At 70.7% G+C, this 25,424-nt stretch carries 20 protein-coding genes and 3 pseudogenes; 11 read left to right on the top strand and 12 right to left on the bottom strand.

The features are described 5' to 3' along the window. Positions 1-2,403: glycosyl hydrolase family 95 catalytic domain-containing protein (locus AC3ET4_RS26680; protein WP_431953721.1), on the bottom strand; the 2,403-nt coding region annotated here is incomplete at its 3' end. Positions 2,404-2,767: 364 nt separating this feature from the next. Then, positions 2,768-3,367, bottom strand: a complete 600-nt coding sequence (locus tag AC3ET4_RS26675) for a hypothetical protein (protein ID WP_431953719.1) — start codon at positions 3,365-3,367, stop codon at positions 2,768-2,770. Positions 3,368-4,418: 1,051 nt separating this feature from the next. On the opposite strand from AC3ET4_RS26675, the gene AC3ET4_RS26670 reads away from it, so the two are divergent. Continuing rightward, on the top strand, positions 4,419-8,486 hold the full coding sequence (locus AC3ET4_RS26670; protein WP_431953727.1) for a carboxypeptidase regulatory-like domain-containing protein: 4,068 nt from the start codon (positions 4,419-4,421) through the stop codon (positions 8,484-8,486). A gap of 433 nt (positions 8,487-8,919) precedes the next feature. Continuing rightward, positions 8,920-10,566, top strand: coding sequence for an alkaline phosphatase D family protein (locus AC3ET4_RS26665; RefSeq protein ID WP_431953717.1), 1,647 nt, complete (start codon positions 8,920-8,922; stop codon positions 10,564-10,566). Positions 10,567-10,690: 124 nt separating this feature from the next. Here AC3ET4_RS26665 and AC3ET4_RS26660 read toward each other — a convergent pair whose 3' ends face one another. From AC3ET4_RS26660 to AC3ET4_RS26650, 3 genes are all read right to left on the bottom strand, one after another. Continuing rightward, entirely contained in the window at positions 10,691-11,125 is a 435-nt protein-coding gene (locus AC3ET4_RS26660; protein WP_431953715.1) for a DUF2267 domain-containing protein, read from the bottom strand. Between the two features lie 78 nt (positions 11,126-11,203). Beyond that, positions 11,204-11,593: a DUF2267 domain-containing protein gene (locus AC3ET4_RS26655; protein WP_431953725.1), complete on the bottom strand. Its 390-nt coding sequence runs from the start codon at positions 11,591-11,593 to the stop codon at positions 11,204-11,206. A 107-nt stretch (positions 11,594-11,700) separates the two neighbouring features. Continuing rightward, positions 11,701-12,135, bottom strand: coding sequence for an Hsp20/alpha crystallin family protein (locus AC3ET4_RS26650; RefSeq protein ID WP_431953713.1), 435 nt, complete (start codon positions 12,133-12,135; stop codon positions 11,701-11,703). Positions 12,136-12,212: 77 nt separating this feature from the next. Here AC3ET4_RS26650 and AC3ET4_RS26645 point away from each other — a divergent pair, with 77 nt between their 5' ends. Continuing rightward, the gene (locus AC3ET4_RS26645; RefSeq protein WP_431953711.1) at positions 12,213-12,938 is read left to right on the top strand and encodes an HSP18 transcriptional regulator; all 726 of its coding nucleotides are present in this window, start codon (positions 12,213-12,215) and stop codon (positions 12,936-12,938) included. A 154-nt stretch (positions 12,939-13,092) separates the two neighbouring features. Here AC3ET4_RS26645 and AC3ET4_RS26640 read toward each other — a convergent pair whose 3' ends face one another. Continuing rightward, a complete protein-coding gene (locus tag AC3ET4_RS26640) occupies positions 13,093-13,257 on the bottom strand; it encodes a hypothetical protein (RefSeq protein ID WP_431953709.1) in 165 nt (54 codons plus the stop codon). A gap of 406 nt (positions 13,258-13,663) precedes the next feature. Between AC3ET4_RS26640 and AC3ET4_RS26635 the strand changes: the two genes are divergently transcribed. Next, complete coding sequence (locus AC3ET4_RS26635) at positions 13,664-14,659, top strand: NmrA/HSCARG family protein (RefSeq protein WP_431953707.1); 996 nt, start codon at positions 13,664-13,666, stop codon at positions 14,657-14,659. Positions 14,660-14,950: 291 nt separating this feature from the next. Here AC3ET4_RS26635 and maeA read toward each other — a convergent pair whose 3' ends face one another. The 3 genes and pseudogenes from maeA to AC3ET4_RS26620 all read right to left on the bottom strand — a co-directional run bounded on the left by maeA (position 14,951) and on the right by AC3ET4_RS26620 (position 16,748). After that, positions 14,951-15,892, bottom strand: a complete 942-nt coding sequence (maeA, locus tag AC3ET4_RS26630) for an oxaloacetate-decarboxylating malate dehydrogenase (protein ID WP_431953705.1) — start codon at positions 15,890-15,892, stop codon at positions 14,951-14,953. A gap of 37 nt (positions 15,893-15,929) precedes the next feature. Beyond that, positions 15,930-16,208: pseudogene (locus tag AC3ET4_RS26625) on the bottom strand (NAD-dependent malic enzyme); the annotation flags it as partial. Between the two features lie 63 nt (positions 16,209-16,271). Beyond that, complete coding sequence (locus tag AC3ET4_RS26620) at positions 16,272-16,748, bottom strand: winged helix-turn-helix transcriptional regulator (protein WP_431953703.1); 477 nt, start codon at positions 16,746-16,748, stop codon at positions 16,272-16,274. A 202-nt stretch (positions 16,749-16,950) separates the two neighbouring features. On the opposite strand from AC3ET4_RS26620, the gene AC3ET4_RS26615 reads away from it, so the two are divergent. The 5 genes and pseudogenes from AC3ET4_RS26615 (at position 16,951) to AC3ET4_RS26595 (ending at position 20,802) form a co-directional block, all read left to right on the top strand. Beyond that, positions 16,951-17,805: an enoyl-CoA hydratase/isomerase family protein gene (locus tag AC3ET4_RS26615; RefSeq protein WP_431953701.1), complete on the top strand. Its 855-nt coding sequence runs from the start codon at positions 16,951-16,953 to the stop codon at positions 17,803-17,805. Between the two features lie 162 nt (positions 17,806-17,967). Next, complete coding sequence (locus AC3ET4_RS26610; protein ID WP_431953699.1) at positions 17,968-18,246, top strand: alpha/beta hydrolase; 279 nt, start codon at positions 17,968-17,970, stop codon at positions 18,244-18,246. Continuing rightward, positions 18,243-18,878, top strand: coding sequence for an alpha/beta hydrolase (locus AC3ET4_RS26605; RefSeq protein ID WP_431953697.1), 636 nt, complete (start codon positions 18,243-18,245; stop codon positions 18,876-18,878). Before AC3ET4_RS26610 ends, AC3ET4_RS26605 begins: the two co-directional genes overlap by 4 nt. A gap of 347 nt (positions 18,879-19,225) precedes the next feature. After that, positions 19,226-19,370 (top strand): annotated as a pseudogene (locus AC3ET4_RS26600) (IS256 family transposase); the annotation flags it as partial. A 400-nt stretch (positions 19,371-19,770) separates the two neighbouring features. Further along, entirely contained in the window at positions 19,771-20,802 is a 1,032-nt protein-coding gene (locus AC3ET4_RS26595; protein WP_431953695.1) for an esterase-like activity of phytase family protein, read from the top strand. 58 nt (positions 20,803-20,860) lie between these two features. Here the strand turns inward: AC3ET4_RS26595 and AC3ET4_RS26590 are convergent, their stop codons facing one another. Next, the gene (locus tag AC3ET4_RS26590; RefSeq protein ID WP_431953693.1) at positions 20,861-21,898 is read right to left on the bottom strand and encodes an SDR family NAD(P)-dependent oxidoreductase; all 1,038 of its coding nucleotides are present in this window, start codon (positions 21,896-21,898) and stop codon (positions 20,861-20,863) included. A gap of 658 nt (positions 21,899-22,556) precedes the next feature. Then, positions 22,557-23,000: a TetR/AcrR family transcriptional regulator gene (locus tag AC3ET4_RS26585; RefSeq protein WP_431953691.1), complete on the bottom strand. Its 444-nt coding sequence runs from the start codon at positions 22,998-23,000 to the stop codon at positions 22,557-22,559. Positions 23,001-23,274: 274 nt separating this feature from the next. On the opposite strand from AC3ET4_RS26585, the gene AC3ET4_RS26580 reads away from it, so the two are divergent. Both AC3ET4_RS26580 and AC3ET4_RS26575 read left to right on the top strand, forming a co-directional pair. Further along, on the top strand, positions 23,275-24,039 hold the full coding sequence (locus AC3ET4_RS26580) for an SDR family NAD(P)-dependent oxidoreductase (protein ID WP_431953689.1): 765 nt from the start codon (positions 23,275-23,277) through the stop codon (positions 24,037-24,039). A 167-nt stretch (positions 24,040-24,206) separates the two neighbouring features. Beyond that, positions 24,207-24,830 (top strand): NAD(P)H-dependent oxidoreductase, encoded by a 624-nt coding sequence (locus AC3ET4_RS26575; RefSeq protein ID WP_431953723.1) that lies wholly within the window; start codon positions 24,207-24,209, stop codon positions 24,828-24,830. Here the strand turns inward: AC3ET4_RS26575 and AC3ET4_RS26570 are convergent. Continuing rightward, positions 24,773-25,258 (bottom strand): annotated as a pseudogene (locus AC3ET4_RS26570) (TetR/AcrR family transcriptional regulator); the annotation flags it as partial. The gene AC3ET4_RS26575 and the pseudogene AC3ET4_RS26570 overlap by 58 nt on opposite strands. Between the last annotated feature and the right edge of the window lie 166 nt (positions 25,259-25,424).

The raw sequence follows: 25,424 nt of genomic DNA, 5'->3' as shown, positions 1-25,424 counted from the left end.
GCGAACGGTCACCGAGCCGCCGGGCTTGAGGGAGAGCCGCTTGCGGAAGCCGCCGGCGCGCAGCTCGGTCGTGGTCCCGCCCGTGCTACGGACGGTCGCCTCGGTCACCTTGCCGCCCCGCCAGGACAGGTCCACCTCGAAACCGCCGCGCGCGCCGGCACCGGTCACCGAACCCTTGGCCGCCCAGGCCGCGGGGAGCGCGGGCAGGAGCTCGATGACGCCCGGTCGGGAGTAGAGGATCATCTCCAGCGCGGCGGTGGCACCGCCCAGGTTCGCGTCGATCTGGAAGATCGTGTAACTGCCCTGGCTGTACATGTCGAACCAGTTGGCCGAGGTGCCGTTGCCGTTGGTGACGGAGGGCCGCAGGACCGTCAGGTAGAGCTGGTAGGCCTTCTCCGCGTCCTTCAGCCGCGCCCAGCACAGCGAGCGCCATGCGCATGCCCAGCCGTAGCTGTCCATGCCGCGGGCGGTGAGCAGTGCGCGGACGCCCTCGAGCAGCGCCGGGGAGGCGGTGTCGGCGGCGATGCGGTCACCCGGGTAGAAGCCGACCAGCGGGGACAGGTGCCGGTGCGTGACCTCGCCGAGGTTGTCGGGGGTCATCCATTCCTCGAGCCAGCCGGTCTTGGGGCTCACCCGGGGCAGGTAGAGCCGTTTCTGCATCGCGCCCAGCTCGGCGGCCAGTTCGGTGTCCCGGCCCAGCACGCGGGAAGCGGTCGTGAACTCCTCGAAGAGCTCCCACGCCAGTTCCTGCCCGTAGGTGTTGCCCTTCCGGTCCGGGCCGTGCTCCGGCGACCAGGACGTGTCGTCGATCAGGACCTCCCGCGACGCGCCGCTCTCGTCGGTGACGGTGGTGGGGATCAGCCGCGCCTGCCAGAACTCCGCCGCCCCTTTGAGGACCGGGTAGATCAGTTCCAGATACGCGCGGTCCTGGCTGTACTCGTAGTGCCGCCACAGCGAGTTGCACAGCCAGGCGTTGCCGGAGGGGTGCCAGGCCCAGCCGCTGCCGCCGTGGATGTTGGTGGAGAACGCGACAGCCCATCCGGCGATCTTCCCCGAGCTGTTGCGGAAGCGGTTGCGGGAGTCGTTGAACAGCCGTTTGGTGACGTCGGTCCAGACCGGCAGCTGCGACACGCAGTAGCGGGCGAGGGCGTACGCGTTCTCGCCGAGACCCGCCGGGTCGGCCAGCCAGTAGTTCATCTGGACGTTGATGTCGGTGTGGTAGTCGGCGTACCAGTCCGGGTTGTTGTTGTGCACCCAGATGCCCTGGAGGTTCATCGGCAGCCAGTCGCGGGAGCCGGTGATCGTCAGATAGCGCCCGTACTGGACGTAGGCCGCCTCCAGTTCCGGGTCCGGCGTGGAGGCGTCGGTGTACCGCACGGCTATGCGCGACCAGGAGTCCAGCGACCGCTGCAGTGGCGAGGACGTGCCCAGGTCGATGGTGAAGCGGTTGTAGAGCCGGTGGTAGTCGGAGACGTGGGTCTCCAGCAGCTTCCTCCCCGGAACCTTCGCCGCGGCGACTGTCTTGCCGCGGGCGACGGCCAGGGGATCGGTGCCCGGCTCGCGGAAGCCCTTCGCCGCGTCGGGGGAGTAGTCGGTGCCGCCGCACACCACGATCAGCAGTTCACGGCAACCGGCGAAGGACAGTTTGTCGCCCTCCACGCCGACCCGGCCCGAGGAGCTGACCGCCGTGACCGCGGCGGCGTAGCGCAGCCCGTTCTTCAGCGTCCCCGAGAAGGAGAGCTGACCCTCGCCGCCCGTGGTGGTCTCGTCGTGTGTGCCGGACAGCGAGATCGTGCCGGTGTGCGGGCCGCCGGTGAGCCGGACGACGACCACGTCGTCCGGGTGGCTGGCGTACACCTCGCGGCGGTAGTGGTCGCCCCGGCACTGGTACGTCGCGGAGACCACGCCGTTGCTCAGGTCGAGTTGGCGGCGGTAGGAGCTCACCTCCTTGCCGGAGTGGCCGGGCAGCGCGATCCGCAGCTTGGCAAGGAGGCCGAAGCTGCCGAAGTCGTCGGGGCCGTAATGAAGTTGGCCGTCGTCGGTCAGGGTGTCGTTGCTGCCGCCGGTCCAGAACGCGCCGTCGGTGAGGTAGAGGAAGTCGTCAGCCGGATCACAGCCGACGAGCGCGCCCATCCGGCCGTTGCCCACGGGCAGCGCCTCTTGGATGATGCGCGCCTCGCTGGCGGGCGTCCGGTACCAGAGGGACGTGGCCTTGCCCTCCGGGACGATGTCCACGCTGGACGGGCGGGTGGGAGCGGCGTGTGCGGCGAAGGGCGGGAGACCGGCCGACAGGGCGAGGCCTCCGCCAGTGGCGCCGGCGATGCGGAGGAAGTCACGGCGGGAGGAAGCAGACACGGCAAGGGTGCCCTTTCGGGGGGTGCGGGAGCCCGGAGAAGTATTCATAAAAAACCAACTCCTTCTGCCCAAGTCAACGGCTGACGGCAAATCAACCCGATCTTTGCTTTCGCTGCGGCCAAACTTATGCCCCTTTAGTTCGTTATTTCCGATCGGGAGTTCGGAGGTTGCAGCCCCGTAGACATCCGTAGATCGGATGTCTACGGGGTGGATTGCCGACGAGGACGTCGCGCCGCCACTCGCGGCGCGCCCGCGATCCACACGCCCGGCGTTCGTGAACCCGAACCACCACGGCGAGAGGGGCGTCCGCGGGAGCGTGAAGGCCGACCGGCGCGCGCCGCCAACGCGAAGGAGCCCCCTCCCGGACCGGGAGGGGGCGTTGCGCCGACAGGTGGCCTCGTGGGCGGTCGGCTCAGATCGTCGGGGTGTCGTCGACGTGTTCCTGGTGCAGTTCGAGGACGAACTTCCAGCCGGCGCTGGCCTCCATGAACCGTACGCGGGTGGGGTAGATGTCCAGGGCGCGGCGGTCGCGGTTCTGGCCGCCGTTGCCCTTGCGTCCGCGGGCCGGCTCCTCGAACAGGTCGATCTTCACGTCCGGGACGGAGACGACCTCCTCGTCCCAGCGCTGGACGATGCCCGCGCCGAACGCCTCCCTGGCGGCGGCGTACAGCGACTCCAGGGACTCCTGGTTCCCGCCCGGCACGAAGAGGGCGAGGTTGAGGAGGACTCCGGCGCTCTGAAGAACCTCGATCTCCTCCCCCGCCTCGTCGGCGACCCATATCCCGGGCTCTTCGGCGTTGTCGGGCAGGATGTGGATCTCGTCGCCGAAGACGGTCCTCGCGGTGAAGGACCCGCCTTCGAAGCTCTTGCCCGACTTGGTCAGCGTCGCCGGTGCGTAGCAGTCGAGCCGGAGCTCCTCCGTCTGCGCCGTGACGAAGATCTTGTCCTGGAGGCCCAGCTCCGACACCTCCGCGGCCGTGAGGCGTCGGGCTGCAACCTTCTCGGTGTTCACGTGCTTTCCCTTCTTCGTGTAGCCAAGGACGTCGGCGGTCCGCGCCGCGCCGCGGCCAGGGGCCACACGCCGGACGCACCAAGAGGTGACATCCAGTCACATGACCGCTGACGCGGACGCGTTGGGAGTACCGCCCCGGCGAGATCCCGGGGTGTCCGGCTCCCCGTGCCGGGACGTGCGACGGGCGCACGGCAGGCAGGAGGAGCCACGCGCGGTGAGTGTAGTGGGCAGGTCTGACAGTGCGTCGGCGAGAGCGACGGCATCGGGCCGGTGCCGGGCGACCGCCACGGACGCAGGTTCGCGGTGGGGGAGCTGGAGCGGCGGTGCGCGGGCCCGCACCGGTGAGTGAACGGCCATGAGCCGCACGCATGGAGCATGGGCCGGCGGGGCCGGCTCGCCTGCTGGGGGGGGCCGGGCTCCCGGCCCGTACCGGGCCCGCCTGGGCGGGGGGCCCGCGACCGCGAGGGCCGTCCGGACACGGAGCGTGCGCTCGAAACGCGGTGGCGGCGCCGCACTGGCTCAATCCTGGCCGCCGGCCGGCCCCGCGGTCGGCACGGGTACGTCTTCGCGTGCGGACCGCCCGCCGCCGAGTCGCCGCCCTCGGGGCGGGTTGATCAGCGCGAACAGCCGAGCGGGCCGGGGAGAGCGCCTGTGGTCGCTGGCGGCTTCACGACGCGTGTCGTATTCACGCCTTCGACACGTTGAGTGATCGGTCGTGAAGGAACGAGGTCCGGTGTTCACGCAGTGCACACGGGCAGGCACCGATTCCGCCCAGAACATCGGACAACCCATCCCGGAGTGTGTGCTCTTGGTGTGCGCATGGTGACGCTCGGTCATGGGCGTCATTGAGCCGCATCGTTGACATGAACATCACCTACCTCGCTAATGGGCTCCCGTGGCGGACGCTCTCGAGTTCGCCTCGTCAGGAGCCGCACACGGCTCGCGATCCCTGCAACCACGCATGGGAGACATGTTGTTCAGATCACCAGGAACCACCGACCCGGTCCGTCGACCGATCACCAGAGCCATGGCCTTCCTCGGCGCCGCCGCGATCGCGGTGCTCGGAGTGCAGGCGGCGCCGGCATCGGCCGCGGGTGCCACGAGCACCAAGCCCGCCGCCTCGGCCACCGGCGTCCGCCGCTCCTACGACCCGGCCTGCGACTCGGCGGAGCCCGGCCACTTCAGCTGCTTCGCCCTGCGCCGCACCGACGTGAAGCAGGCCAAGGGCCTGATGCCCGCGGTGGACACGCCGGCCGGACACGGCGCGACCGATCTGCAGAGTGCCTACGACCTGCCGCCTGACGGCGGTGGCGGACAGACCGTCGCCATCATCGACGCCTTCGACGACCCGACCGCGGAGGCGGACCTCGCCGTCTACCGGGCCCAGTTCGGACTGCCGGCCTGCACCACGGACAACGGCTGCTTCCGCAAGGTCGACCAGCGCGGTGGCACCGACTACCCGGTGCCGGACCCCGGCTGGGCCGGCGAGATCTCGCTCGACCTCGACATGGTCTCCGCCATCGCGCCCAACGCGCACATCCTGCTGGTCGAGGCCGACGACAACAGCTTCGAGAACCTGGCCGCGGCCGTCGACCAGGCCGTCGCGCTCGGTGCGAAGTACATTTCGAACTCGTACGGCACCGACTACCGCGGCGGGTTCGGCGAGGACCCGTCCGAGGTCACGGAGCTGGACGCCCACTACAACCACCCCGGCGTCGCGATCACCGCGTCCAGCGGCGACTACGGCTACGGCGTGTCCTACCCGGCCGCCTCGCAGTTCGTGACCGCGGTCGGTGGCACCACCCTGACGCGAGCCTCGTCGACGCCGCGCGGCTGGACCGAGTCGGCTTGGACCTACGCCGGTTCCGGGTGTTCCCTGTACGAGCCCAAGCCCGCCTTCCAGCACGACACCGGCTGTGACAACCGGGCGGTGGCCGACGTGTCGGCCGTCGCGGAGGACGTGGCGGTCTACCAGACCTACGGCCACAACGGCTGGGCGGTCTACGGCGGCACCAGCGTCTCGGCGCCCATCATCGCCTCGGTGTACGCCGCCGCCGGCACCCCCGTCGCCGGCTCGTACCCGAACGCCTACCCGTACGAGGCCGGTACCGGTCTCAACGACATCACCACGGGCAGCAACGGAAATTGCTCCCCGTCGTACCTGTGCAACGGCGCCGAGGGCTTCGACGGCCCGACCGGTCTCGGCACGCCCGCCGGACTGAGCGCGTTCCGCACCGGCGCGCACGGCGTGATCTCCGGAACCGTGACCGACAGCGCCACCGGCAAGCCGGTCAGCGGCGCCACGGTCACGGCGGGCACCGGCGTCGCCCGCACCAACGCCTCCGGCGCGTACACCCTGACCGTGCCCACCGGCACCTACGACCTCTCCGTCGAGGCGTTCGGCTACGCCGCGGGCTCGGCCGACGAGGTCGTGGTCGACGAGGACGCGACGGTCACCAGGAACTTCGCCCTGACCGCGGTGCCGAGCCAGACGATCGCCGGCAAGGTCACCGACGGCTCCGGCCACGGCTGGCCGCTCTACGCCAAGATCACCGCGGACGGCGTCCCCGGGGCGGTGTGGACGGACCCAGCGACCGGCTCGTACAGCCTGGACCTGCCCGAGGGGCACTCCTACACCCTGCACGTCGCGGCGGCCACCGCCGGCTACAAGGCCGTCAGCAAGACGATCAGCGTCGGCGGTTCCGCGCAGACGGTGAGCGTCACGGTCCCGGTGGACTCCTGGACGGCCCCACCCGGATACCGGGTCGACGTGGCAGGCACCACCGAATCGTTCACCGCCACCGACGCACCGCCCGCCGGCTGGGCGGTCGTCAATGCCAAGGGCACCACGGGCGGCTGGCAGTTCGACGACCCGGGCGGCCGGGGGAACCACACCGGTGGTGACGGTGCCTTCGCCATCGTCGACAGCGACTACTTCGGCGAAGCCGGCGCCCAGGACACCTCGCTGGTCAGCCCGGTCTACGACTTCACCGGGATGAACGATCCCGAGGTGGCCTTCGACACCCAGTACAAATCGTTCTTCGGCCAGACCGCGACCCTCGAGGCGACCGCTGACGGCGGCAAGACCTGGAGCACGGTCTGGTCGCCCGGATCGGACGTCAGCGGTGACCACATCGAGGCATCGCTGGCCGACTTCGCCGGCAAGGCCGAGGTGCAGCTGCGCTTCCACTTCAGCGGAAACTTCGGCTGGTGGTGGGCCGTCGACAACGTCCTCGTCGGCGACCGGCACCTCACCGCCGTCCCGGCCGGCCTGGTCGTGGGCACCGTGACCGACGCCAACACCGGTGACGGCATCGTCGGCGCCACGGTCACCAGCCAGGACAAGCCCACCGAGAACACCATCACGACCGCCACACCCGACGACCCGAACCTGCCCGACGGCTTCTACTCGTTCGTCTCGACCGCCTTCGGCAGCCACCCCTACGTCGCCGCCAAGGCGAAGTACACCGCGCTGACCAAGAACGTCAAGGCCGGGGCCGACAGCGCCGTCCAGGCGAACTTCAAGCTCAAGGCCGGGAAGGTCACCGTCACTCCGGCTTCCGTCGCCGCCTCCGTGGCCTGGGGCGGTTCCAGGACGCAGAACCTGACCGTCAAGAACACCGGCGGCGCCGCCGCCACGGTCAAACTGGGCGAGCAGTCCGGTGGCTTCACCCAACAGGCCAAGGGCGCCGACCTGCAGGCCGTCAAGGGTGACTTCACCCCGCTGTCCAGCAAGGCCCATGCGGCGGCCGGCAAGGCCGCACCGTCCGCGGCCGCCTCCGCCGGCGACGCGTGGCAGGCGGCCCCGAACATGCCGGCCGCCCTGATGGACAACGCCGTCGACACACTGGACGGCAAGATCTACTCGGCCTTCGGCTTCAACGGGTCGAGCGACGTCAAGGACCTGTACGTGCTCGATCCGGTCGCCGGCAGCTGGACGAAGCTGGCGAGCGCCTCCGCCACCCGGGAAGCCCCCGCGCACGGCTTCATCGACGGCAAGCTCTACGTTGCCGGCGGCTGGGGCGAGAACGGTTACCCGGTCGCGAAGCTGGAGATCTACGACCCCGAGTCGGACAGCTGGACCACGGGCGCGTCCGCGCCCAAGCCGTACTCCGGTTCCGGCACCGCCGTCCTGGACGGCAAGCTCTACATGATCGGCGGCTGCGGCGACGACTTCTGCGGCACGACCGACGCCAGCGTCTACGACGCGGCCTCCGACAGCTGGTCCCAGATCGCCGCCTACCCCGAGCCCATCGCGTGGGAGGCGTGCGGTGCCATCAACGGCCTGATCTACTGCGCCGGCGGTCTGGGCTCGAGCGACAACGACATCGTCCACTCCTACGTCTACGACCCGGGTGCCGACAGCTGGTCGCAGCTCGCCGACGTCCCGGCCCCGCAGTGGGGTTCGTCCTACACAGCGGCCAACGGCCAGCTGCTGATGGTCGGCGGTGTCGGCAACATGGCCCTCACCAACCGCGGCCAGGCCTTCGACCCGATTTCCGGCACCTGGGACACCCTGCCCAACGCCACCGTCCCGACCTACCGCGGTGGTGGCGCACCCGGCTTCTACAAGGTCGGCGGCGGTGACGCCCCCGGCAGGCCGACCAACAGGGTCGAGCTGCTGCCCGGCTACGACCAGGGCGGTTCGAGCGAGGTCGACTGGCTGAGCACGAGCGTGCAGCAGCTCACCCTCGAGCCGGGCGCGAGCGCGACCGTCACCGTCACGCTGAACGCCGCCGCGGAGTCGGTGACCCAGCCCGGTGACCTGACCGCGAGCCTGGTCCTGGCCACCGACACGCCTTACCTCTCTGCCCCCGTCCCGGTCAGCCTGCACGTCAACCCGCCCAAGACCTGGGGGAAGATCAGCGGCGTCGTCATGGGCAACAAGGCCGGCGGCGGCAGCGCACCGCTGGCAGGGGCGACCGTGCAGATCGACAGCTGGGCCACGAGCTACACGCTCACCACGTCCGCCGACGGCACGTACGCCCTGTGGCTCGACGTCCGCAACAACCCGCTCACCGTCATCGTCGCCAAGGACGGCTACCAGCCGACCGTCACGACGGTGAAGCTGAAGAAGGGAGCGACGGTCACCGCCGACTTCACCTTGAAGCGCAAGTAGCCAGGCGGGCGCCGGAACCGGTGCCGGCGGCCCCTTGCCAGGGGCCGCCGCGCACCCCGGAGCGCACCTGGCCGCACGGCCTCGGCCGGTCCCCCTCGGGGGGGCGGCCTCGCCGCGACCGAACCCTTTGGGGACGGGTCTGCCGAGCGGCGTCCGCGACCGCTACGCGCGGGAGTGGAACAGCGTTCCGGCCGGCGTCGTCCCGACCGGCCTGGGCCGTCGGCGGTGTGGTCAACCACCGCTACCAGGTGACGAGTTCGTGCGGGGATCGTGAAGGGCGAGACCCGGCAACCGCGGTGGGCCAACGGTCACCGGGCATACATGTACGCGCCACCCTCCCGGTGACCGCGTGCCGCCCTGCACCACTGCAATGCCCTGACATCACCGGCCGGGCGACAACGGCCGTACACCACGTCAGGGAGCGCGCACCCATATGAAGCCTTCCGCAGCACCCATCTCGTCCGGGCACTCCGCCGCACTGCGCGATGCCGTACGCCACATGGACAGACGCCGCTTCCTCACCGTCACCGGCGCGGCGGCCACACTGGCGTTCGCCGTGAACATCCCGCTGGGCGGGACCGCCGCGGCGGCCGAGGCGAGCGCGGCCCGGATCACCGAGAACCCCTTCACGCTCGGCGTGGCGTCGGGCGACCCGATGCCCGACTCGGTGCTGCTGTGGACCCGGCTCGCCCCCCGTCCGTACGAGAGCGGCAGCGGCCTGCCGCAGAAGCGCTTCACTGTGCGCTGGGAACTCGCCCACGACGAGCGTTTCACCCGCGTGGCCAGGCGTGGCACCGCCGACGCGCACCCGGAGTACAACCACGCCGTGCACGTGGAGGTGGAGGGCCTGGACCCCGACCGCGTCCTGTACTACCGGTTCCGCGTGGGCCAGTGGACGAGCCCCGTGGGCCGCACCCGCACCGCCCCGTCGAAGGGCGCCCGCCTGAGCGAACTGCGTCTGGCGGCGGTGTCCTGCCAGGCCTACCACGACGGCTACTTCACCGCCTACCGTCATCTGGCGGACGAGGACGTCGACGCCGTCTTCCACCTCGGGGACTACCTCTACGAGTACGCGGTGACCGCCACCGGCGGCGCCCGGGCCTACACCGACCGCCTGCTGCCCTCGCACTTCAACCGCGAGACGGTCACGCTGGAGGACTACCGGCTCCGCTACGCCCTGTACAAGTCGGACCCCGACCTGATGGCGGCCCACGCGGCGCACCCGTTCGTGGTCACCTGGGACGACCACGAGACGGAGAACAACTACGCGGACGGCACTCCCGAGAATGAGGTGCCCACGGAGGAGTTCCTGCTGCGGCGGGCCTCGGCCTACCGCGCGTACTGGGAGAACCAGCCGTTGCGCCGTCGCCAGCTCCCGCACGGCCCCGACGCCCAGCTCTACCGGCGTCTGCAGTTCGGGCGGCTCGCCCAGTTCGACATCCTCGACACCCGCCAGTACCGCTCCGACCAGGCGTACGGCGACGGCTGGCAGGTCCCGGGACCGCAGTCGCAGGATCCGGCCCGCACGATGACGGGCGCGACCCAGGAGCGCTGGCTCATCGACGGCTGGCGCGCCTCCAAGGCGACCTGGAACATCGTTCCCCAGCAGGTCACCTTCGCCCAGCGCAAGGACCGCGGCACGCCCGACTTCAAGGTCTCCATGGACTCCTGGGACGGTTACCCGGCCTCCCGGCAGCGCCTCCTGGACGGCTGGGAGGCCTCCGGCCGGGACAACCTCGTCGTCCTCACCGGTGACGTCCACGTCCACTACGGCTTCGACATCAAGAAGGACTTCGACGACCCGGCGTCGAAGACCCTCGGCACCGAGATCGTCACCAGCTCGATCACCAGTGGCAAGGACGGCTCCGACCAGCCGTCCAACTGGGCTGCCTACATGCAGGCCAACCCGCACCTGAGGTTCTACAACGGCCGCCGCGGCTACGCCCTGGTGACCCTCGGCAAGGACGCCGCCCGCGCCGACTTCAAGACGGTGTCCGCGGTGACCACGCCCGGCGCCCCGATCACCACGGCCGGCTCCTTCGTCACCGAGGCCGGCAACCCGGGACTCACGCCCGCCTGACACCGACGGGTCGCGGGACACGGCAAGGCCCCGGGGGCATTCCCGGGGCCTTGCCGCGCCTCTGCTCGGTGCTTCAGCGCGCCTCTCCACCGGAGGGCGCGGGTCGAAGCCGGGCGCAGCGCCCCTACCCGGTCGGCGCCAGTTCGGCGCGGCCGAAGAGCAGGGCGTACCCCCCGGGCAGCTGCGCGAGGACGCGGCTGACGAGGTCCTCCCCGGCCAGACGCCGGAGTACCGTGAGAACGGTCCCGGCGTCCCACCGTGCGGCACCGGGTGTGCTGCCCGTGCGGACGGCCAGCTCGCTGACGAAGGCGGATCCGGTGAGCGGCTCCGTGCGGGGCACCTGGGCGGTGAACTCCAGGGCGGCCTCGATGGGGAGCCGGGCGGCGAGGGCGACGCGTTCGTCGCCGGTCAACTGCCGGCCCAGGCCGGCCAGCACCTCACGCACTGCCTGCTCGGCGCGCTCGTGTGTGGCGTAGGCGCCCTCGTGGCGGACGCGCTCGACCAGAGCGTCGAACGTCGTTGCCGGGGCGGGGGAGTCCACTGGGCGCTGCGGGGACATCGACGTGCCTTCCTCCGTGTCGTAGGGGGGATGGGGTGTTGAGCGGCCGGGGGCGTGCCCGCCCCCGGCGACGTGGGCTCAGACCGGCTCGAGCCGGCCGAACAGAAGGTCGTAGCCGGGCGGCAACTGCAGGAGGAGCCGCCGCAACAGGTCCGGTCCCGCCTCGTCCGCGACCACGCTGAGGACGGCGCCGACGTCCCACCGGGCGGTCTGTTCTGTGGCGCCTTCGATCCAGGCGGCGGTGGCCCGCACGAAACGCTCCGCGTCCAGCGGCTCGGCCGCCCTGAGAGGGTTGAGCAGGATGAGTGCGTACGTCTCCGGCACGCAGGCGGCGAGCTCGGCGCGCTCCTCGCCGACCACGTGGGCGCCCAGCAGCCCGAGCACCACGCGGGCCGCCCGGTCGGCTTCCTGCGTGGTCGGGTACTGGCCGCGTTCCTGGACACGTTTCAGGAACACATCAGTTCGCATAGCCACGGTTTCCCCCTTGGGTGGTGCGGATGCGGAGGACGGAACCGCGGTGAGGGAGACCGCTGCCCGTCCTCCGCCGCATGGGTGCCCGGGTAGGACGCCGGAACTCAGCCGCTGATCTGCTTGCGGTCGCCGCCGGACGCAATCGCGATCTTGCGGGGCTTGGCCCGCTCGGCGATCGGGATGCGCAGGGTCAGGACACCGGCATCGTAGTTCGCCTCGATGTTCTCGGTGTCCAAGGTGTCGGCGAGCACGAGCTGCCGGGAGAAGACGCCGAGGGGACGCTCGGACAGCTCCATCTGCACGTTGTCGGCCTTGGCGACGGGGCGTCGTTCGGCCTTGACCGTGAGCATGTTGCGCTCGACGTCGATGTCGATCGCGTCGGGCATGACGCCGGGCAGGTCGAGGGCGATCACGTACTGGTCGCCCTCGCGGTACGCGTCCATCGGCATCGTCGAGGGCCGCGTCCAGGTGCCGGACGTACCCAGCAACTGCTGGGTCAGACGGTCCAGTTCACGGAACGGGTCGGTGCGCATCAACATGTGAAACACCTCCAAGCGTTCGGGTTGTGCCGCCAATGCGCTTCACCTCACTTCCGTTGTAGCATGTCATCGAAACGATGACAAATCTTGAAGTCGTCGAGCAGATGACGAAGAGGAGTGGCCCCGTGGATGCCACCGAGCCCCCAGCGCCGTTGGACGGCCATGACGGCCGTCCCGTGCCCCTCCCCGCCGCAGCGGCGGCTTTGCGGTCCATCGACCATGCCCTGCGCGAGGCTCGTGCCGTGGACGCGAGACTGTCGCCGCCCTGCGCCGGCGACGCGGAACAGGCCCTGGCCTCCTTGCTGCTGCTGCGGCAGGTACGTGAGCAGCTCGCCGGTTGGGAGCGAGGGCTGATCGTCACCGCCAGAGCCGCCGGGGCCAGCTGGGCCGACCTGGCCGGTCCGCTGGGGGTCGCCAGTCGTCAGGCCGCCGAACGCCGCTATCTGCGACTGCAGCCGGGAGCGGCGGGCAGCACCGGTGAGCAGCGCGTGAAGGCGACCAGGGACCGGCGTGCCGCCGATCGCACCGTCACCGCCTGGGCGCGCGACCATGCCGCTGACCTGCGCCGTCTCGCCGCTCACGTCACCGCGCTGACCGACCTCCCGCCCGGCGCCGGCTCCGCCGTCGCCGCCGTCGACGAAGCCCTCGCCCACGACGACGCGGCTCGCCTCGTGGCGCCCCTCGCGGCCACCCACGTGCACCTGCGGCCCCGGCATCCGGAGGTCGCGGCGCGCGTCGAAGCCCTCACCCGGCACGCCGAGCAGCTGCGCCGGCAGAGCGACGACCAGCGGCGCGGCGGCTGAAGCCGCCTGGGCGGCGCCTCGCGGCCGGTCGCCGGGGCCGAGAAGTCGACGGAGCGGCCGACGTCGGCCCACTTCTGGTCCTCGCTGGTGAGGGCCTGCATGGGCGGCGACGCGGTCCACGGCGTGGCCGCCGAGGACAAGGTGGAGCGGGGGCTCAGGGGTCGGCCAGGTCGAGGAAGACGCGCGCGACTTTGGCCGGGCCGATCGGCTCCGTCCCCGTCCACCCGCGAAGGTGCTTGGCCGGCGCGCCGACGGTGGGTTCGTAGGCGGCGTCGTACTCCGGGATCTCCATCGAGGACCCGGCCCAGTCGGTGCGCATGCCGCCGGGCTCGGCGAGCGCGACGCGTCCCGCGGGGACACCTCCTGGTGCAGCACGCTGGAGAAGCCCTCGGCGGCGAACCTCACGGCACGGCCTGCAGCCGGTCGCCCTCGCCCGGATCTACGCGCAGGACCCGCGCCTCGCCGCCCACGTCGACTTCCCAGCGGAGATGGCATCCCTCCTCACCGTCGTCATCACCAGAAGCGCCGTCTCCCCTGCCGCGCAGGTAAAAGCCCGTCAGAACTCTCCTGAGACGTGACGTTCGTCCCGTGGCAGCCTCTCCGGCGTGGGAGGGCGATGCGCGCGCCTCGGCCGTCGATGCGGGGCCGTCGACCCGAATCCTTGATGAGTCAAGTATTGTGCTCCGTGAGCAAGCGGATCCCTTCTCAGGAGTACGGGAGCAGACGTGTCGGAACAACGAGTCATCGCGGTCGTCGGAGCGACGGGGCGGCAGGGCGGCGGCCTGGTGGACGCCATCCTCGCCGACACGGAAGGGCAGTTCAGGGTGCGGGCCCTGACCAGGGACGCGTCCTCTCCTGCAGCTCGGCGGCTCGCGTCGCGGGGTGCTGAGGTCGTCGCGGCCGATCTGGACGACGAGCCCAGCCTGGTCGCCGCCCTGGAGGGGGCGCACGGAGCCTTCGTCATGACGAACTTCTGGGCCGAACTGACTCCGGAGCAAGAAGCGGCCAGGTCCCGGGTCGACATGGAGCTGGAGCAGGCCGCCAACGCGGCGCGGGCGGCCAGGGCGGCCGGCGTCCGTCACGTCGTGTGGTCCTCTCTGGAGGACACGCGGCCCTTCTTCGAGCGCACCGGCGACAGGGTCCCGCGGCCCATGGCCGGATACACAGTGCCCCACATGGATGTGAAGGCCGCGGCGGACGCCTTCTTCGACGAGATGGAGGTGCCCACGACCTTCCTGCGCACGGCCTGGTTCTACGAGAACCTGTTCCTGGGAATGGGGCCCGTCCGCACCGAAGAAGGCGAGCTCATCCTCACCATCCCGCTCGCCCACCACAGGCTCGCCGCACATGCGGCGGCCGACATCGGCCGCACGGCTCTGGGCCTCTTCCGGGCCGGCCCCGAGTACATCGGCAGGACCGTGGGCATCGCGGGTGACCACCTGACCGGGGAGGAGATGGCCGCGGCGCTGTCCGACGCCGTCGGCGAGAAGGTCGCCTACCGCCCTTACACGTGGGACGAGTTCCGCGGCTTCGGCTTCCCGCACGCGGTGGAGTTCGCCAACAACCTGCAGTTCATGGCGGAGAACGAGGCGGAGTTCACCGCGGCACGCGATGTGGAGTGGACTCGCGGGATCAACCCGCGGCTGGAGTCCTTCACGTCCTGGGCGCAGGACCACAAGGAGGCCCTGCGCGCCCTGAACGCTGAGAGGTCGCGCGGATAGGCGGGGTGGAGGAAGGAGCGGGTCGAGGGCCGAGTTTGGCAAGGCGGAGAAGGGAGACGCAGCGGAGCTGCGGCGACCGACGACAACGCCGCCAGGCGAGAGCCGTCGACCCGCGACGCCGGCCCGCCTATCCGTGTGGTCTCTTAGGTGCGGCCCGGCCGCCATCACGGCTGCGGCGGCCACCGGCACCAAGGCGAGTAGGTGGGCGTCCGGAAGACCAGGGTGACGGCCCCGCCCCGCCGGCGGGGCCAAGGGGGGCACGGGCCGTCGGCCTCGTGGGGTGCCGCGGGATCAGACGGCCCTGATGGGCCGGTAGGACGGCGTCCACATGGCTGCCCGGATGCGCTCTTCGATGCGCTCGTCGACCGTCGCGCGGGCCACGCCGTCGTCCGCGGCGGCCCGGGCGACAGCGACGGCGACCGCGACCGACGTCTCGTGGAGCTGTGTGATCAGCGGCAGGATCGGAGCGCCGGCGATGGTGGCGTCGGTCTGCGCGGCGACGGCGTGTGCGGCCGCGGTCAGCATGGCGTCGGTGACGCGGTCGGCCTCGGCGACCAGGGCGCCCAGGCCGAGTCCGGGGAAGACCAGCGCGTTGTTGGCCTGCCCGACCTGGTAGGTGACGCCCCCCTGGTCGACCGGGCCGAAGGGGCTGCCGGTGGCGATCAGGGCGCGGCCCTCGGACCAGGCCAGGAGGTCGGCGGGGACGGCCTCGGCCAGACGGGTCGGGTTGGACATGGGCAGGATGATCGGCCGGTCGGCGTGCGCGGCCATGGTGCGGACGATGTCCTCGGTGAAGGCGCCGCCCTGGCCGGAGGTGCCGATCAAGATGGTGGGCCGCACGCGTGCGACCACTTCGGCCAACGGGATGCCGCTGATGGCGTCGTCGTGGTGCCAGCCCTCGACGTCGGCCGCAGCGCGGGCGTAACGCAGTTGGAAGTCGCGGATATCGCGCTGCCCCGCGGTGAGCAGCCCGTGCCGGTCCAGTGCCCAGATCCGGGCGGTGGCCTGCTCGGGACTCAGCCCGTCGGCGACGAGCGCGTCCCGCAGTTGGTCCGCGACGCCGATGCCCGCGGTGCCGGCGCCGAAGACGACGATGCGGTGCTCGCGCAGAGGAAGGCCACTGGCCGCGACGCCGGACAGGACGGCGGCCAGATTGACGGCGCCGCTGCCCTGGATGTCGTCGTTGAAGGTGAGGACCTTCTCGTGGTAGCGCATCCAGGATGCGGCGGGCATTGGCCGGGCCGAAGTCCTCCCAGTGCAGCAGTGCCTTGGGGAACAGCGCCGTGGCCGTGCTGACGAAGGCGTCGATGAAGGAGTCGTAGGTCTCCCGGTCGACGCGCCTGTGGTGCGTGCCGAGGTAGAGGGGGTCGCCGAGGAGTTCCTCGCGGTTGGTGCCCACGTCCAGCATCACCGCGAGGGTGCGGTGCGGGTCGATGCCCGCGGCAGCGGTGTAGACGGCGAGCTTGCCGACCGCGATGTCGATGCCGCCCACGCCCCAGTCGCCGATGCCGAGAATGGCTTCGCCGTCGGTGGTGACGATGAGGTCCACGTCGTCGGGGCCGAGCCCGGAGGCGCGCAGGGAGCGTTCGATGTCCTGGGGGGGCGTCGGCGCTCAGGTAGATGCCGCGGGGCCGGCGGTACTCGCTCCGGAGGTGGTCCGGATCTCGACTTCGTCGACCGTGAGAGCGCGCCCGTCATGGGCCCGCATCTCCAGCCGTGCCACCGCCTTGCCGTCCCTGGTGTCGACCAGCTGCAGCCGATCCTCCTCGCCGTCGAAGAGGTGGGCCTCGCCCCACTGCCGTAGCGCCACCAACGCGACCCTCAGCGCCTTCCCCTTCTCGGTGAGCCGGTACTGGTGGTAGGCGCTGCCGTCGGAAGCCGGCTCTATCGTGAGGACCCCCGCCTCCACCAGCTTGCTCAGCCGTGCGCTGAGGATGTTGCGCGCGCACCCCAGGCTGCGCTGGAAGTCGCTGAACCGGCTCACTCCGTTCAGGGCGTCCCGGACGATGAGCATCGACCACCAGTCGCCCACCTCGCTGAGCGACCGGGCGATCGGGCAGGTCGAGTCGCTGAGATCCGTCTTCCGCATCGGTGCGTCCTCTCTCGGTGTGTCAGGTTTCAAATTTAAACCAAAGCACGGGCAAGCGGAGCGGATGGCCGTGTGTGACGGCCGGTCCCACGGAACGCGACTTCGGGAAGCGTGCCGTAACGTCCGGTTGCATTTTTAAACCAGGTGTGCTCATGATGACGAGGACGGGCGTCCACCGAGGGCCCGCGACGGAGGAAGTGAAATGCCTGACGATGTCATGCCGCGGACGGAGACCATCCGCACGCGTGCCGACGGCGGTGTCCTGTACGCGACGTTCGACGCCCCGCCTCTCAACCTGATCGGTCCGGAACTCGTCCGGGACCTGGTCGCCCTCATCGGCCATCTGAGCGGTCCCACCCCCTACCGAGCGGTGGTGTTCGACAGCGCCGACCCGGACTTCTTCCTGCCGCACGTGGACCTGACCAAGGTCCCCGAGTACACCGCCGAGGCCGCCAAGGCCGGCGGCCCCGGCGACGCCTCGCTCGGCATGCTCTTCCAGCGCCTGAGCCGCCTGCCGGTCGTCACCATCGGCAAGCTGCGCGGCCGTGCCCGCGGTGCGGGCAGCGAGTTCCTGCTCGCCTGCGACGTCCGCTTCGCGGCGAGGGAGACCGCGGTCCTGGGCCAGCCCGAGGTGGGCTTCGGGGCACCGCCCGGCGCGGGCGGCGTCGAGCGTCTGGCCCGGCTGATGGGCACCGGCCGCACCCTGGAGGTGCTGCTGGGCGCCGACGACTACACCGCCGATCTCGCCGAGCGCTACGGCTGGATCAACCGGGCCGTGCCCGACGCCGAACTCGACGACGTCGTCGACCGGTTCGCCCACCGTGTGGCCAGCTTCCCCGCGGACGCCGTCACCGCCACCAAGGCGGCCGTCATCCGTGTCGACGCGCCGTCCGACGACGAGATCCGCGCTGCCGCCGTCGTCTTCCAGCACCTGGTCCGCGAAGGCTCCGTCGGCACCCGCGCCGCCTGGTTGTTCCAGAACGGCCTGCAGACGCGCGGCGAGACCGAACGGGAACTGGGCCGGGCGATGGCCGCCATCCCCTCCGACCTGAACTGATCCGCAGACTGCTCGCAGCCCTCCTCGTGACCGCCGGCGCGAAACGCACCTCCGACGCAGTCGTGCGAACGTCCCCTCAGGACCCCGGCGACAGCCACTTCTCCATGACCTCCGGTCGCCCCGGGACGACAGCGGCTGGACCGAACCGAAAGGGTGTTCACCTTGACCGAGCGCATCGACGTACAGATCCCCCTGCCCGACGGCATCGAACTGGCCGCCTGGCTGTTCCTTCCTGACAACGCCGACAAGCCGTTGCCCGCCGTCACCATGGCCCACGGCTTCGGCGGTACCCGCTACCACGGCATCGAGCACATCGCCCGGCGCATCAGCGAGGCCGGTTACGCGGTCCTGCTGCACGACCACCGTAACTTCGGCGACAGCCAAGGCACCCCCCGCCACGACATCGACCCCCACCAGCAGATCGCGGACTGGCGGGGGTGATCACCTATCTGGGCACCCGCGACGAGGTCGACGAACAGCGCATCGGCATCTGGGGATCCAGCTACGCCGGCGGACACACCCTGGTCCTCGGGGCGACCGACCGCCGCATCAAGGCCGTCTACGCACAGGTCCCCACGGTCAGCGGCTACGAGACCGGACTGCGCCGCGTGCCGCCGCACGAGGTGGGCGCTCTGAACGACCGCTTCAACCAGGACGAACGCGACCAGCTGGCCGGCAAGCCGCCCGTCTACGTGCCGTTCGTCGACGCCGACCCCGGCAACCAGGCGGCCTACCGCCAGAAGAGCGCGGTGGAGTTCTACCTGAACTGGGCGCCGGAGGACAAGTGGACCAACGAGGTCACCCTGCAATCCAACCGCCGGGCCCGCGCCTATGAACCCGGGCAGTGGATCTCCCGCATCGCGCCCACCCCGCTGCTGATGCTCGTGGCCAAGGACGACGACGTCGCCCCCACCGACATCGCCCTCGACGGCTTCGACCGCGCCCGGGAGCCGAAGAAGCTCGTCCTCATGGACGGCGACCACTTCTCGCCCTACGTCGAGCAGTTCGAACTCTCCTCGTCGGCCGCGATCGACTGGTTCGACACCCACCTCAAGCCCGGGCGGAAGCAGTAGAGCCGACGTGGCAGGAGATCGGGTACGGGGCATCCGCGTCCCCAGGGCCGCCTTTCTGAGCCACGTCGTGTCACCGCGTTCGTCATCGCGTGCCTCCGTCGCGGTGGTCTCTGCGCTCACGACGCACGCGCGACGGTCATGGCAGCCTCCTCCACCTCGACCCGCCGGAGCACACCCGGATCCGCCGCATGGTGGACCGGACGTTCCCCCCGCGCTCCGTGGACATTCGCCGACGCGTGCCGTGCCCCGCCGCTCGCGGGCGCGCCCGGAGCCGACCGCCGTACAGCCGCGGCGTCGGCGAACGGGCACGGTCGGCCGTCGCGGCCCGGTCGCCCGCACACTGCTCTCACCGGGCACGCACCGTGGTCACGGCCGCCGGGACGGTGGAGGTGAGGGCGCCGCGGGTGAACGGCCGACGCTTCGGCGAGGCGGCCAGGGAGGGCAAAGCGGTTCTCCGCGACGTTCCTGCCGCCGTGGTGCCGCTTGCCGCCGGTTCGGAGGCGACGTCCTGGTGCCGCGTTCTGCAAGGATCACGACATGACCGATCGACGCCGCGCCGCCGCCGCGTCCCGCTCGCCCTTGGCCGAACCCGTCCGGCTCGACCTGTCCGATCGTCACCATCACGCTGCTGGAACGCAGGAACGCCCCGGTGTCTCAGCCCGTATGCGCCTCCTGACCGACGCTCCGTCGCGAACGCCCGGTACGGCCGCGCTGCCCGGCGAGGGAAGGAGCGCCGGGCCCGGCGGTGCTGCTGCGGCACCCAGGAAGATTTTACGAGTTCGTAACGCGCTGTACGACGCGCGTAGACAAGAGTGCTTGCAACCCAGTTAAGCTACAACGGAATTGAGAGGGACGGTCTGTGCGTTTGCACGTCCTTGCAGCATCCCTGTTGATGGCGGTCGCCTCGCTGGCCACTATTTCCTCAGCTCAAGCCATCGGTGCGAGCGGCAACCCCCACGGCGCTCCAGGCGGCACCGACAGCGCCTGTTCCCGGTGGGTCAACGTGGAAGGATTCTCCGACCACCTCGACAAGACCGTGCTGGGCGGCGTTCCGGTCTCCGAACTGTCAGGACTGACCTACGACACCAACGGACAGCTTCTGGCGGTGGCCGACGATTCGTTCCTTTTCACCCTCGACGCCGGCAGTAAGCGGCCGGTCTCGGTCCAGCCGGTGGCGTACCCCGACGGTACTTCCGTGGATGCCGAAGCGATCGCCGTCGACCATGACGGCACCCGGCTGATCACTGACGAGACGCAGCCGGCCATCAACCGCTTCACCCGCTCCGGGCGACTCCTCGAGTCGTTGCCGGTGCCGGACGCACTCAAGGTGGCGCCTCTCGGCCGGGCCGCGGACAACTTGACGTTCGAAGGAATGGCGTTGCTGCCCGAGGGCCGCACCCTCGTTGCCTCCATGGAAGGCGCCCTCGAAGGCGACGGCACCGACATCCGGCGATTCCAGACCTGGCACCGCGCCGGCCACAGCGGAAAGTTCCACATAGGCCCGCAGTACGCCTTCCAGACCGACCCCGGCCTGGACATCTCCGACATCTCCTCCACCGGAGACGGCCGACTGCTGGTCCTCGAACGCGGCTACACCCCGGACGTCGGCAACACCGTACGGCTGTACCTGGCCGATGTGAGGCACGCCACAGACGTCAGCAAGAAGGAGGCGGTGCCCACCGGTCGGCAGAAGCTGAAACTGGTCCACCGCACGCTGCTCGCCGACATAGGAGACTGCCCGTCACTCGGAGCCACCGCGAAGCAGCCCCAACCGAACCCCCTGCTCGACAATATCGAGGCCATCACCGTCACTGGTCGTACTCGGGACGGAAGGGTGAAACTGCTGCTCGTCAGCGATGACAATCAGCGCTCGACGCAGATCACGCGGCTGTACTCACTCGACGCACGGCTGCCGAAGCCGTAACCGACCTGGCATCGCGCATCGCTGCCCGACGGGCCGGGCGTACGCCTGCGCTCTGCCACTACACGAAGGCCGGGCCGGGACTCCCCGTTCGGAGCCCGGCCCAGGCAGCCGCGGTGAGTTGCCGGCCCGGCGGCGGGCCTTGTGCAGGCACGTCCCGAGCGTGCGCGTGCTCGAACCGTCCGCGACCTCGATGTGCGCCCGTGCGGGCTGGAGTTGGCCGCGGGCGTGTAACCCGGATTGTCGCTGCCCGCGTGTCCGCCTGCGTCGAGGGGGCCTTCTGCCGTGGTGGTGGACGTGCTTCGTCGATCAGAGGTTGTTGATCAGGCCACCGTCCACACGCAGGATGGCTCCGCTGACGTAGTCGGAGTGCGGCCCCGCCAGGTAGAGGACCGCGGCCGCGACCTCCTCGGGACGGCCCAACCGGTCCTGGTCGTTGGGTATGAGATCCCGGGCGGCATCGCGCTCGACCTGCTCCCACGTCTCGCCCCAGCCGCGAGCGGGAGCGATCTCCGTCCTTGACCGCGTCGACGAGGATGGCGCCGGGGGCCACCACGTTCGACGTCACGCCGGTGCCCTTGAGCTCGCGGGCCAGCGAGACGGCCAGGTTGTGTCGCGCCGCGAGCGTCGCGTTGTAGTGCGGATGGCCCGGCATCGGCTTGATCGCCAGCCCGCCGCCGATCTGGATGACGCGTCCCCAGCCGCGCTCGCGCATCTGCGGCACGAGACGCTTGATCATGCGCACGCCGGAGACCACGTTGACCTCGTAGGTCTCGCGCCAGTCCTCCTCCGTGGCGTCCGTCCATGACACATGGCGGTAGAAACCGGCGTTGTTCACCAGGATGTCGATCGGGCCCCCGGCCAGTGCCGCCTCCGCGACAGCGTCCGCGCCGGCGTTGGTCGCGAGATCGCCGATGGCGACCTCGGCGCGCCCGCCGGCCGCGCGGATGGCCTCGGCCACGGCGTGCGTGCGCTCCTCGTTGCGTCCCTGGACGACCACCGTGGCGCCCTCGGTGGCCAGCAACTTCGCCGTGGCAGCCCCCAGCCCGGAACTCGATCCCGTCACCAGGGCCCGCCGGTTCGTCAACTGGTAATCCATGGTCTTTCCTCTTCGGTTGCGGACCGTGTCTACATTTGTAGACCTCGAGTGAAGTATACGTACGTAGACATGTGCTCGTGCGTGCGCCTCGCTCTCGGAGGGGTAGAGGTGTGTGGCAGTGCGGCGGAGCCGTAGTGGGCGCGGCCCCGGGCCGCAGGTGACGGCTTTCCCTCGGCCCCGAGTCCGGACGACCGATAGGCACTGTGGTGCGTGACGCATGCCGCATCAGGGGGCGACGGGGTGGGGCTGCCCTTCGCCTTCGCCAGCCACCTCTCCGGGCGCAACGCGCCCTCACCAGCATGCACACCCTGGCCGCCGGCGACGACCGCGAGGCGCGGCGGCAGGCCCTCGCGATGATCCGGCTGCGCGCTGGCCGGCTCGGTGTGCTCCCCTCGTCGGAGGGGGTAGGCCTACCCCTGCAGCGCAGCTGGTGGTGCCCGATAGTGGCGCGCCGGTCCCGCGCACCCGTCTCGTCCGCGCGACCCCCGGCGACTCCTTCGCGCCGGGGCATGTTTCGTCTCCGCACCCCGTGCAGGGCGCAGGGCGTCGGAGTTCAGCGTTGGAGGGCGCCGTGTGCGGTCGCGGCGACGGCCATGAGCGCGGCGCGGTCGGGGTTCCCGGTGCCCATGACGCGCAGGCCGTGCATCGTCATGACGAATTAGCGGGCCAGCTCCCGCGGGTCGCGCCTGTCGGACAGGTGTCCGTCCGCCTGGGCCTCGGCGATGACCTGGTGCAGCGCGTCCTCCAGCATGTCCGCGGTCGACTGGACGGGCGAGGAGGCCTGCGGGTCGCGGGCGATCCGGCCCGCCACGGCGCCGACGGTCAGGCAGGCGAGCCTACTGTCGTCGCGCACGATCTCGTCGATGGCGGCCACCAGGACGTACCGCAGCAGTTCCAGGCCGGAGGCGCCCTGGCGGGGGAACTCCACGAGGGGCAGGGCGTAGTACTGCCGGCAACGGTCCATGGCGGTCAGGTAGAGGCCTTCCTCGCTGCCGAACGCCGCGTACTGCGAGTCCCGGCCCACGCCTGTGGCCTCGACCGGGTGCTGGATCGACGTGCCGTCGTAGCCGTTGCGGCGGAAGGCGTTCATCGTCGCCTCCACGGCCTTCTCCGTGTCGAACTCTCTCAGGCGTGCCGTGAGAGCAGAGCATACGCCTGCATGGAACGAACGGTACAGATTGCCTGGTCGGGTGAGTCGCGGCTCGGCGAAGCTCTCCATATTGTGTACTGACCGATCGTTCCTAATGTAGGGTGCCGGACGGTGGGGCGTAGGAGGGCAGTCATACGCCGCGACCCGCGTATGCGGACAGCCCCTCGCCCCTCAGCCATCCCGGCAGGCGTGATCCCGTGCCGCCGGGCAACGAACGGAGACACACATGACGAACCGTCTGCAGTCCAAGGTCATCATCGTGACCGGAGGCACGTCCGGCATGGGCGCCGCCTTCGCCCGCCGCGCCTCGTCGGAGGGCGCGACCGTGCTCATCGGAGCCCGCGACAAGGCGCGCGGGGAGGAGACAGCCGCGGAGATCGCGGCGCAGGGCGGCACGGCCCTGTTCGTCCCGACGGACGTGACCGTCGAGGAGGAGGTGGCCCATCTCGTCGACGTCGCGGTGAAGGAGTTCGGCGGGCTGCACGGCGCCTTCAACAACGCCGGCGGCGGCGACAGTCAGCGCCCGATCCGGGACATCGACGGGCCGTTCTGGCACAACGTCCTGGCCCTCAACCTGACCAGCGTGTTCTACAGCCTGAAGCACGAGATCCCGGCGATGGCGGCCAGCGGCGGCGGCTCCATTGTCAACAACGCGTCGGTGGTCGGTGTGGTGGGTGACCCCGGGGCGGCTGCGTACGCGGCTGCCAAGCACGGTGTGGTCGGCCTCACCCGTTCCGCGGCACTGGAGGCCGCCAAGGAGAAGGTGCGGGTCAACGCCCTGGTGACCGGCCTGGTGAACACGCCGCTGTGGCAGGGCTTCACCGCGTCGAACCCCGATGCCGCCAACGCCCTCCTGGCCCGGCAGCCGACCGGCCGGGCCGCCGACGAGGCGGAGATCGCCGCGTTCGCGACGTTCCTGCTCGGCGACGAGAGCCCGTTCATCACCGGCGCGGCACTGGCCATCGACGGCGCCCTGACCGCCGGATACTGACCCCGGCCGGACACCCCGGGTCGTCCGCCTCCGACATACGCCGCGCTCGGCGCCACGTCGTAGGCCGGGAGCGGCTCGGGTGTCCCCTCCTGCGCAGGGCGACGTCCTGCGGTCAGCGGATCGATGCGCCCACCTCCCATGGGGCGCATCGATCCGTCTCTCTTCCTCTGCTCCGCCCCGATGACTCGGCCACGTCGTCAGGGCCCGACTCGGCCGCCGCCCTCTCCGTCTGCGGCAGCCCCTCCACCGCCTCCCGCACCGCGCGGCTGCTGCGCCACCTCGACGACCGGTCCATGGCGCACGGGCACGAGGTTATTCCGCTGGACGTCCGCACGCACCCGCCGCTGCACGCGGACGCCGCCCACCCGGCGATCACCGAAGCCGTCGGCCTGTTCGCGCAGGCGGAGGGAGCCGTGATCGGCATACCCCCGGTCTGCAAAGCCGCCCACACCGGACTGCTGCAGTCGCTGCTCGACGTACTCCCTCAGGACGCGCTCGCCGACAAGACCGTCCTCCCGCTGGTCACCGGCACCACGGCCCACATCCTGGCCCTCGACTACGCCCTGCTCGCGCACCCTCCTCGCTCATGCGGGCCGGACGGTTGGCGGCAGCAGGGCGGGCGAACGGCCGGTTCCAGGGCGGCGTTGCCGAGGTGTCAGTGGTCGTGGACGCGGGCGTCAGGCAGACAGTCAAGAGCGTCGAGGGCGGTCTCGACGACGGCCATGAGCGACGCCCGATCGGACTGGATGGACCCCATGACCCGTAGGCCGTGCATCGTCATGATCAGGTAGCGGGCGAGGGTGCGCGCGTCCTGCTTGGCGGACAGTTGCCCGTTCGCCTGCGCCTCCGCGACGACCTGGTACAGCGCGTCCTCGAGCATCTCCGTGGTCGACTGCACGTGCGCGGTCACCTGGGGGTCTTGGGCGATCCGCCCCACCGCGGCGCCGACGATCAGACACGCACGCCGGCTGCCGTCCCGTACGACCTCGTCCACCGCCGCCACCAGGACCTCGTGCAGCAGCTCGCGGCTCGGGGCGCCCTGGCGCAGGACGTCGACCAGGGGAAGGGCGTAATACTCCCGGTAGCGGTCCATGGCTGCCAGGTACAGCCCCTCCTTGCTGCCGAAGGCCGCGTAGAGGGAGCCCCGGCCGACACCGGTGACGTCCACCAGATCCTGGATCGATGTGCCGTCGTAGCCGTTGCGGCGGAAGGCGTTCATCGCGGCCTCGACGGCCTTCTCGGTGTCGAACTCCCTCATGCGTGCCATGCGGGGGAGTTTATGCCAACCTGAATGAACGATCAAGATTGGCTCAACCGCGGGGTTCAGGTCCCTCGGACGGCTCGCGGGGACGGCGTCGGGCGTCTGAGGCGAACGCATGACCTGG

The organism is Actinacidiphila sp. bgisy167 (assembly GCF_057707665.1).
Note: the sequence above shows the minus strand (reverse complement) of the source record. Positions and strands in the feature narration are given on the sequence as shown.

Excerpts from the sequence above, each read along its gene's own strand:
- AC3ET4_RS26665 (WP_431953717.1), top strand. The coding sequence starts at position 8,920 with ATGAAGCCTTCCGCAGCACCCATCTCGTCCGGGCACTCCGCCGCACTG.
- AC3ET4_RS26660 (WP_431953715.1), bottom strand. The coding sequence starts at position 11,125 with ATGTCCCCGCAGCGCCCAGTGGACTCCCCCGCCCCGGCAACGACGTTC.
- AC3ET4_RS26655 (WP_431953725.1), bottom strand. The coding sequence starts at position 11,593 with ATGCGAACTGATGTGTTCCTGAAACGTGTCCAGGAACGCGGCCAGTAC.
- AC3ET4_RS26650 (WP_431953713.1), bottom strand. The coding sequence starts at position 12,135 with ATGTTGATGCGCACCGACCCGTTCCGTGAACTGGACCGTCTGACCCAG.
- AC3ET4_RS26645 (WP_431953711.1), top strand. The coding sequence starts at position 12,213 with ATGACAAATCTTGAAGTCGTCGAGCAGATGACGAAGAGGAGTGGCCCC.
- AC3ET4_RS26640 (WP_431953709.1), bottom strand. The coding sequence starts at position 13,257 with ATGCGCACCGACTGGGCCGGGTCCTCGATGGAGATCCCGGAGTACGAC.
- maeA (WP_431953705.1), bottom strand. The coding sequence starts at position 15,892 with ATGCCCGCCGCATCCTGGATGCGCTACCACGAGAAGGTCCTCACCTTC.
- AC3ET4_RS26620 (WP_431953703.1), bottom strand. The coding sequence starts at position 16,748 with ATGCGGAAGACGGATCTCAGCGACTCGACCTGCCCGATCGCCCGGTCG.
- AC3ET4_RS26615 (WP_431953701.1), top strand. The coding sequence starts at position 16,951 with ATGCCTGACGATGTCATGCCGCGGACGGAGACCATCCGCACGCGTGCC.
- AC3ET4_RS26595 (WP_431953695.1), top strand. The coding sequence starts at position 19,771 with ATGGCGGTCGCCTCGCTGGCCACTATTTCCTCAGCTCAAGCCATCGGT.
- AC3ET4_RS26590 (WP_431953693.1), bottom strand. The coding sequence starts at position 21,898 with ATGGATTACCAGTTGACGAACCGGCGGGCCCTGGTGACGGGATCGAGT.
- AC3ET4_RS26580 (WP_431953689.1), top strand. The coding sequence starts at position 23,275 with ATGACGAACCGTCTGCAGTCCAAGGTCATCATCGTGACCGGAGGCACG.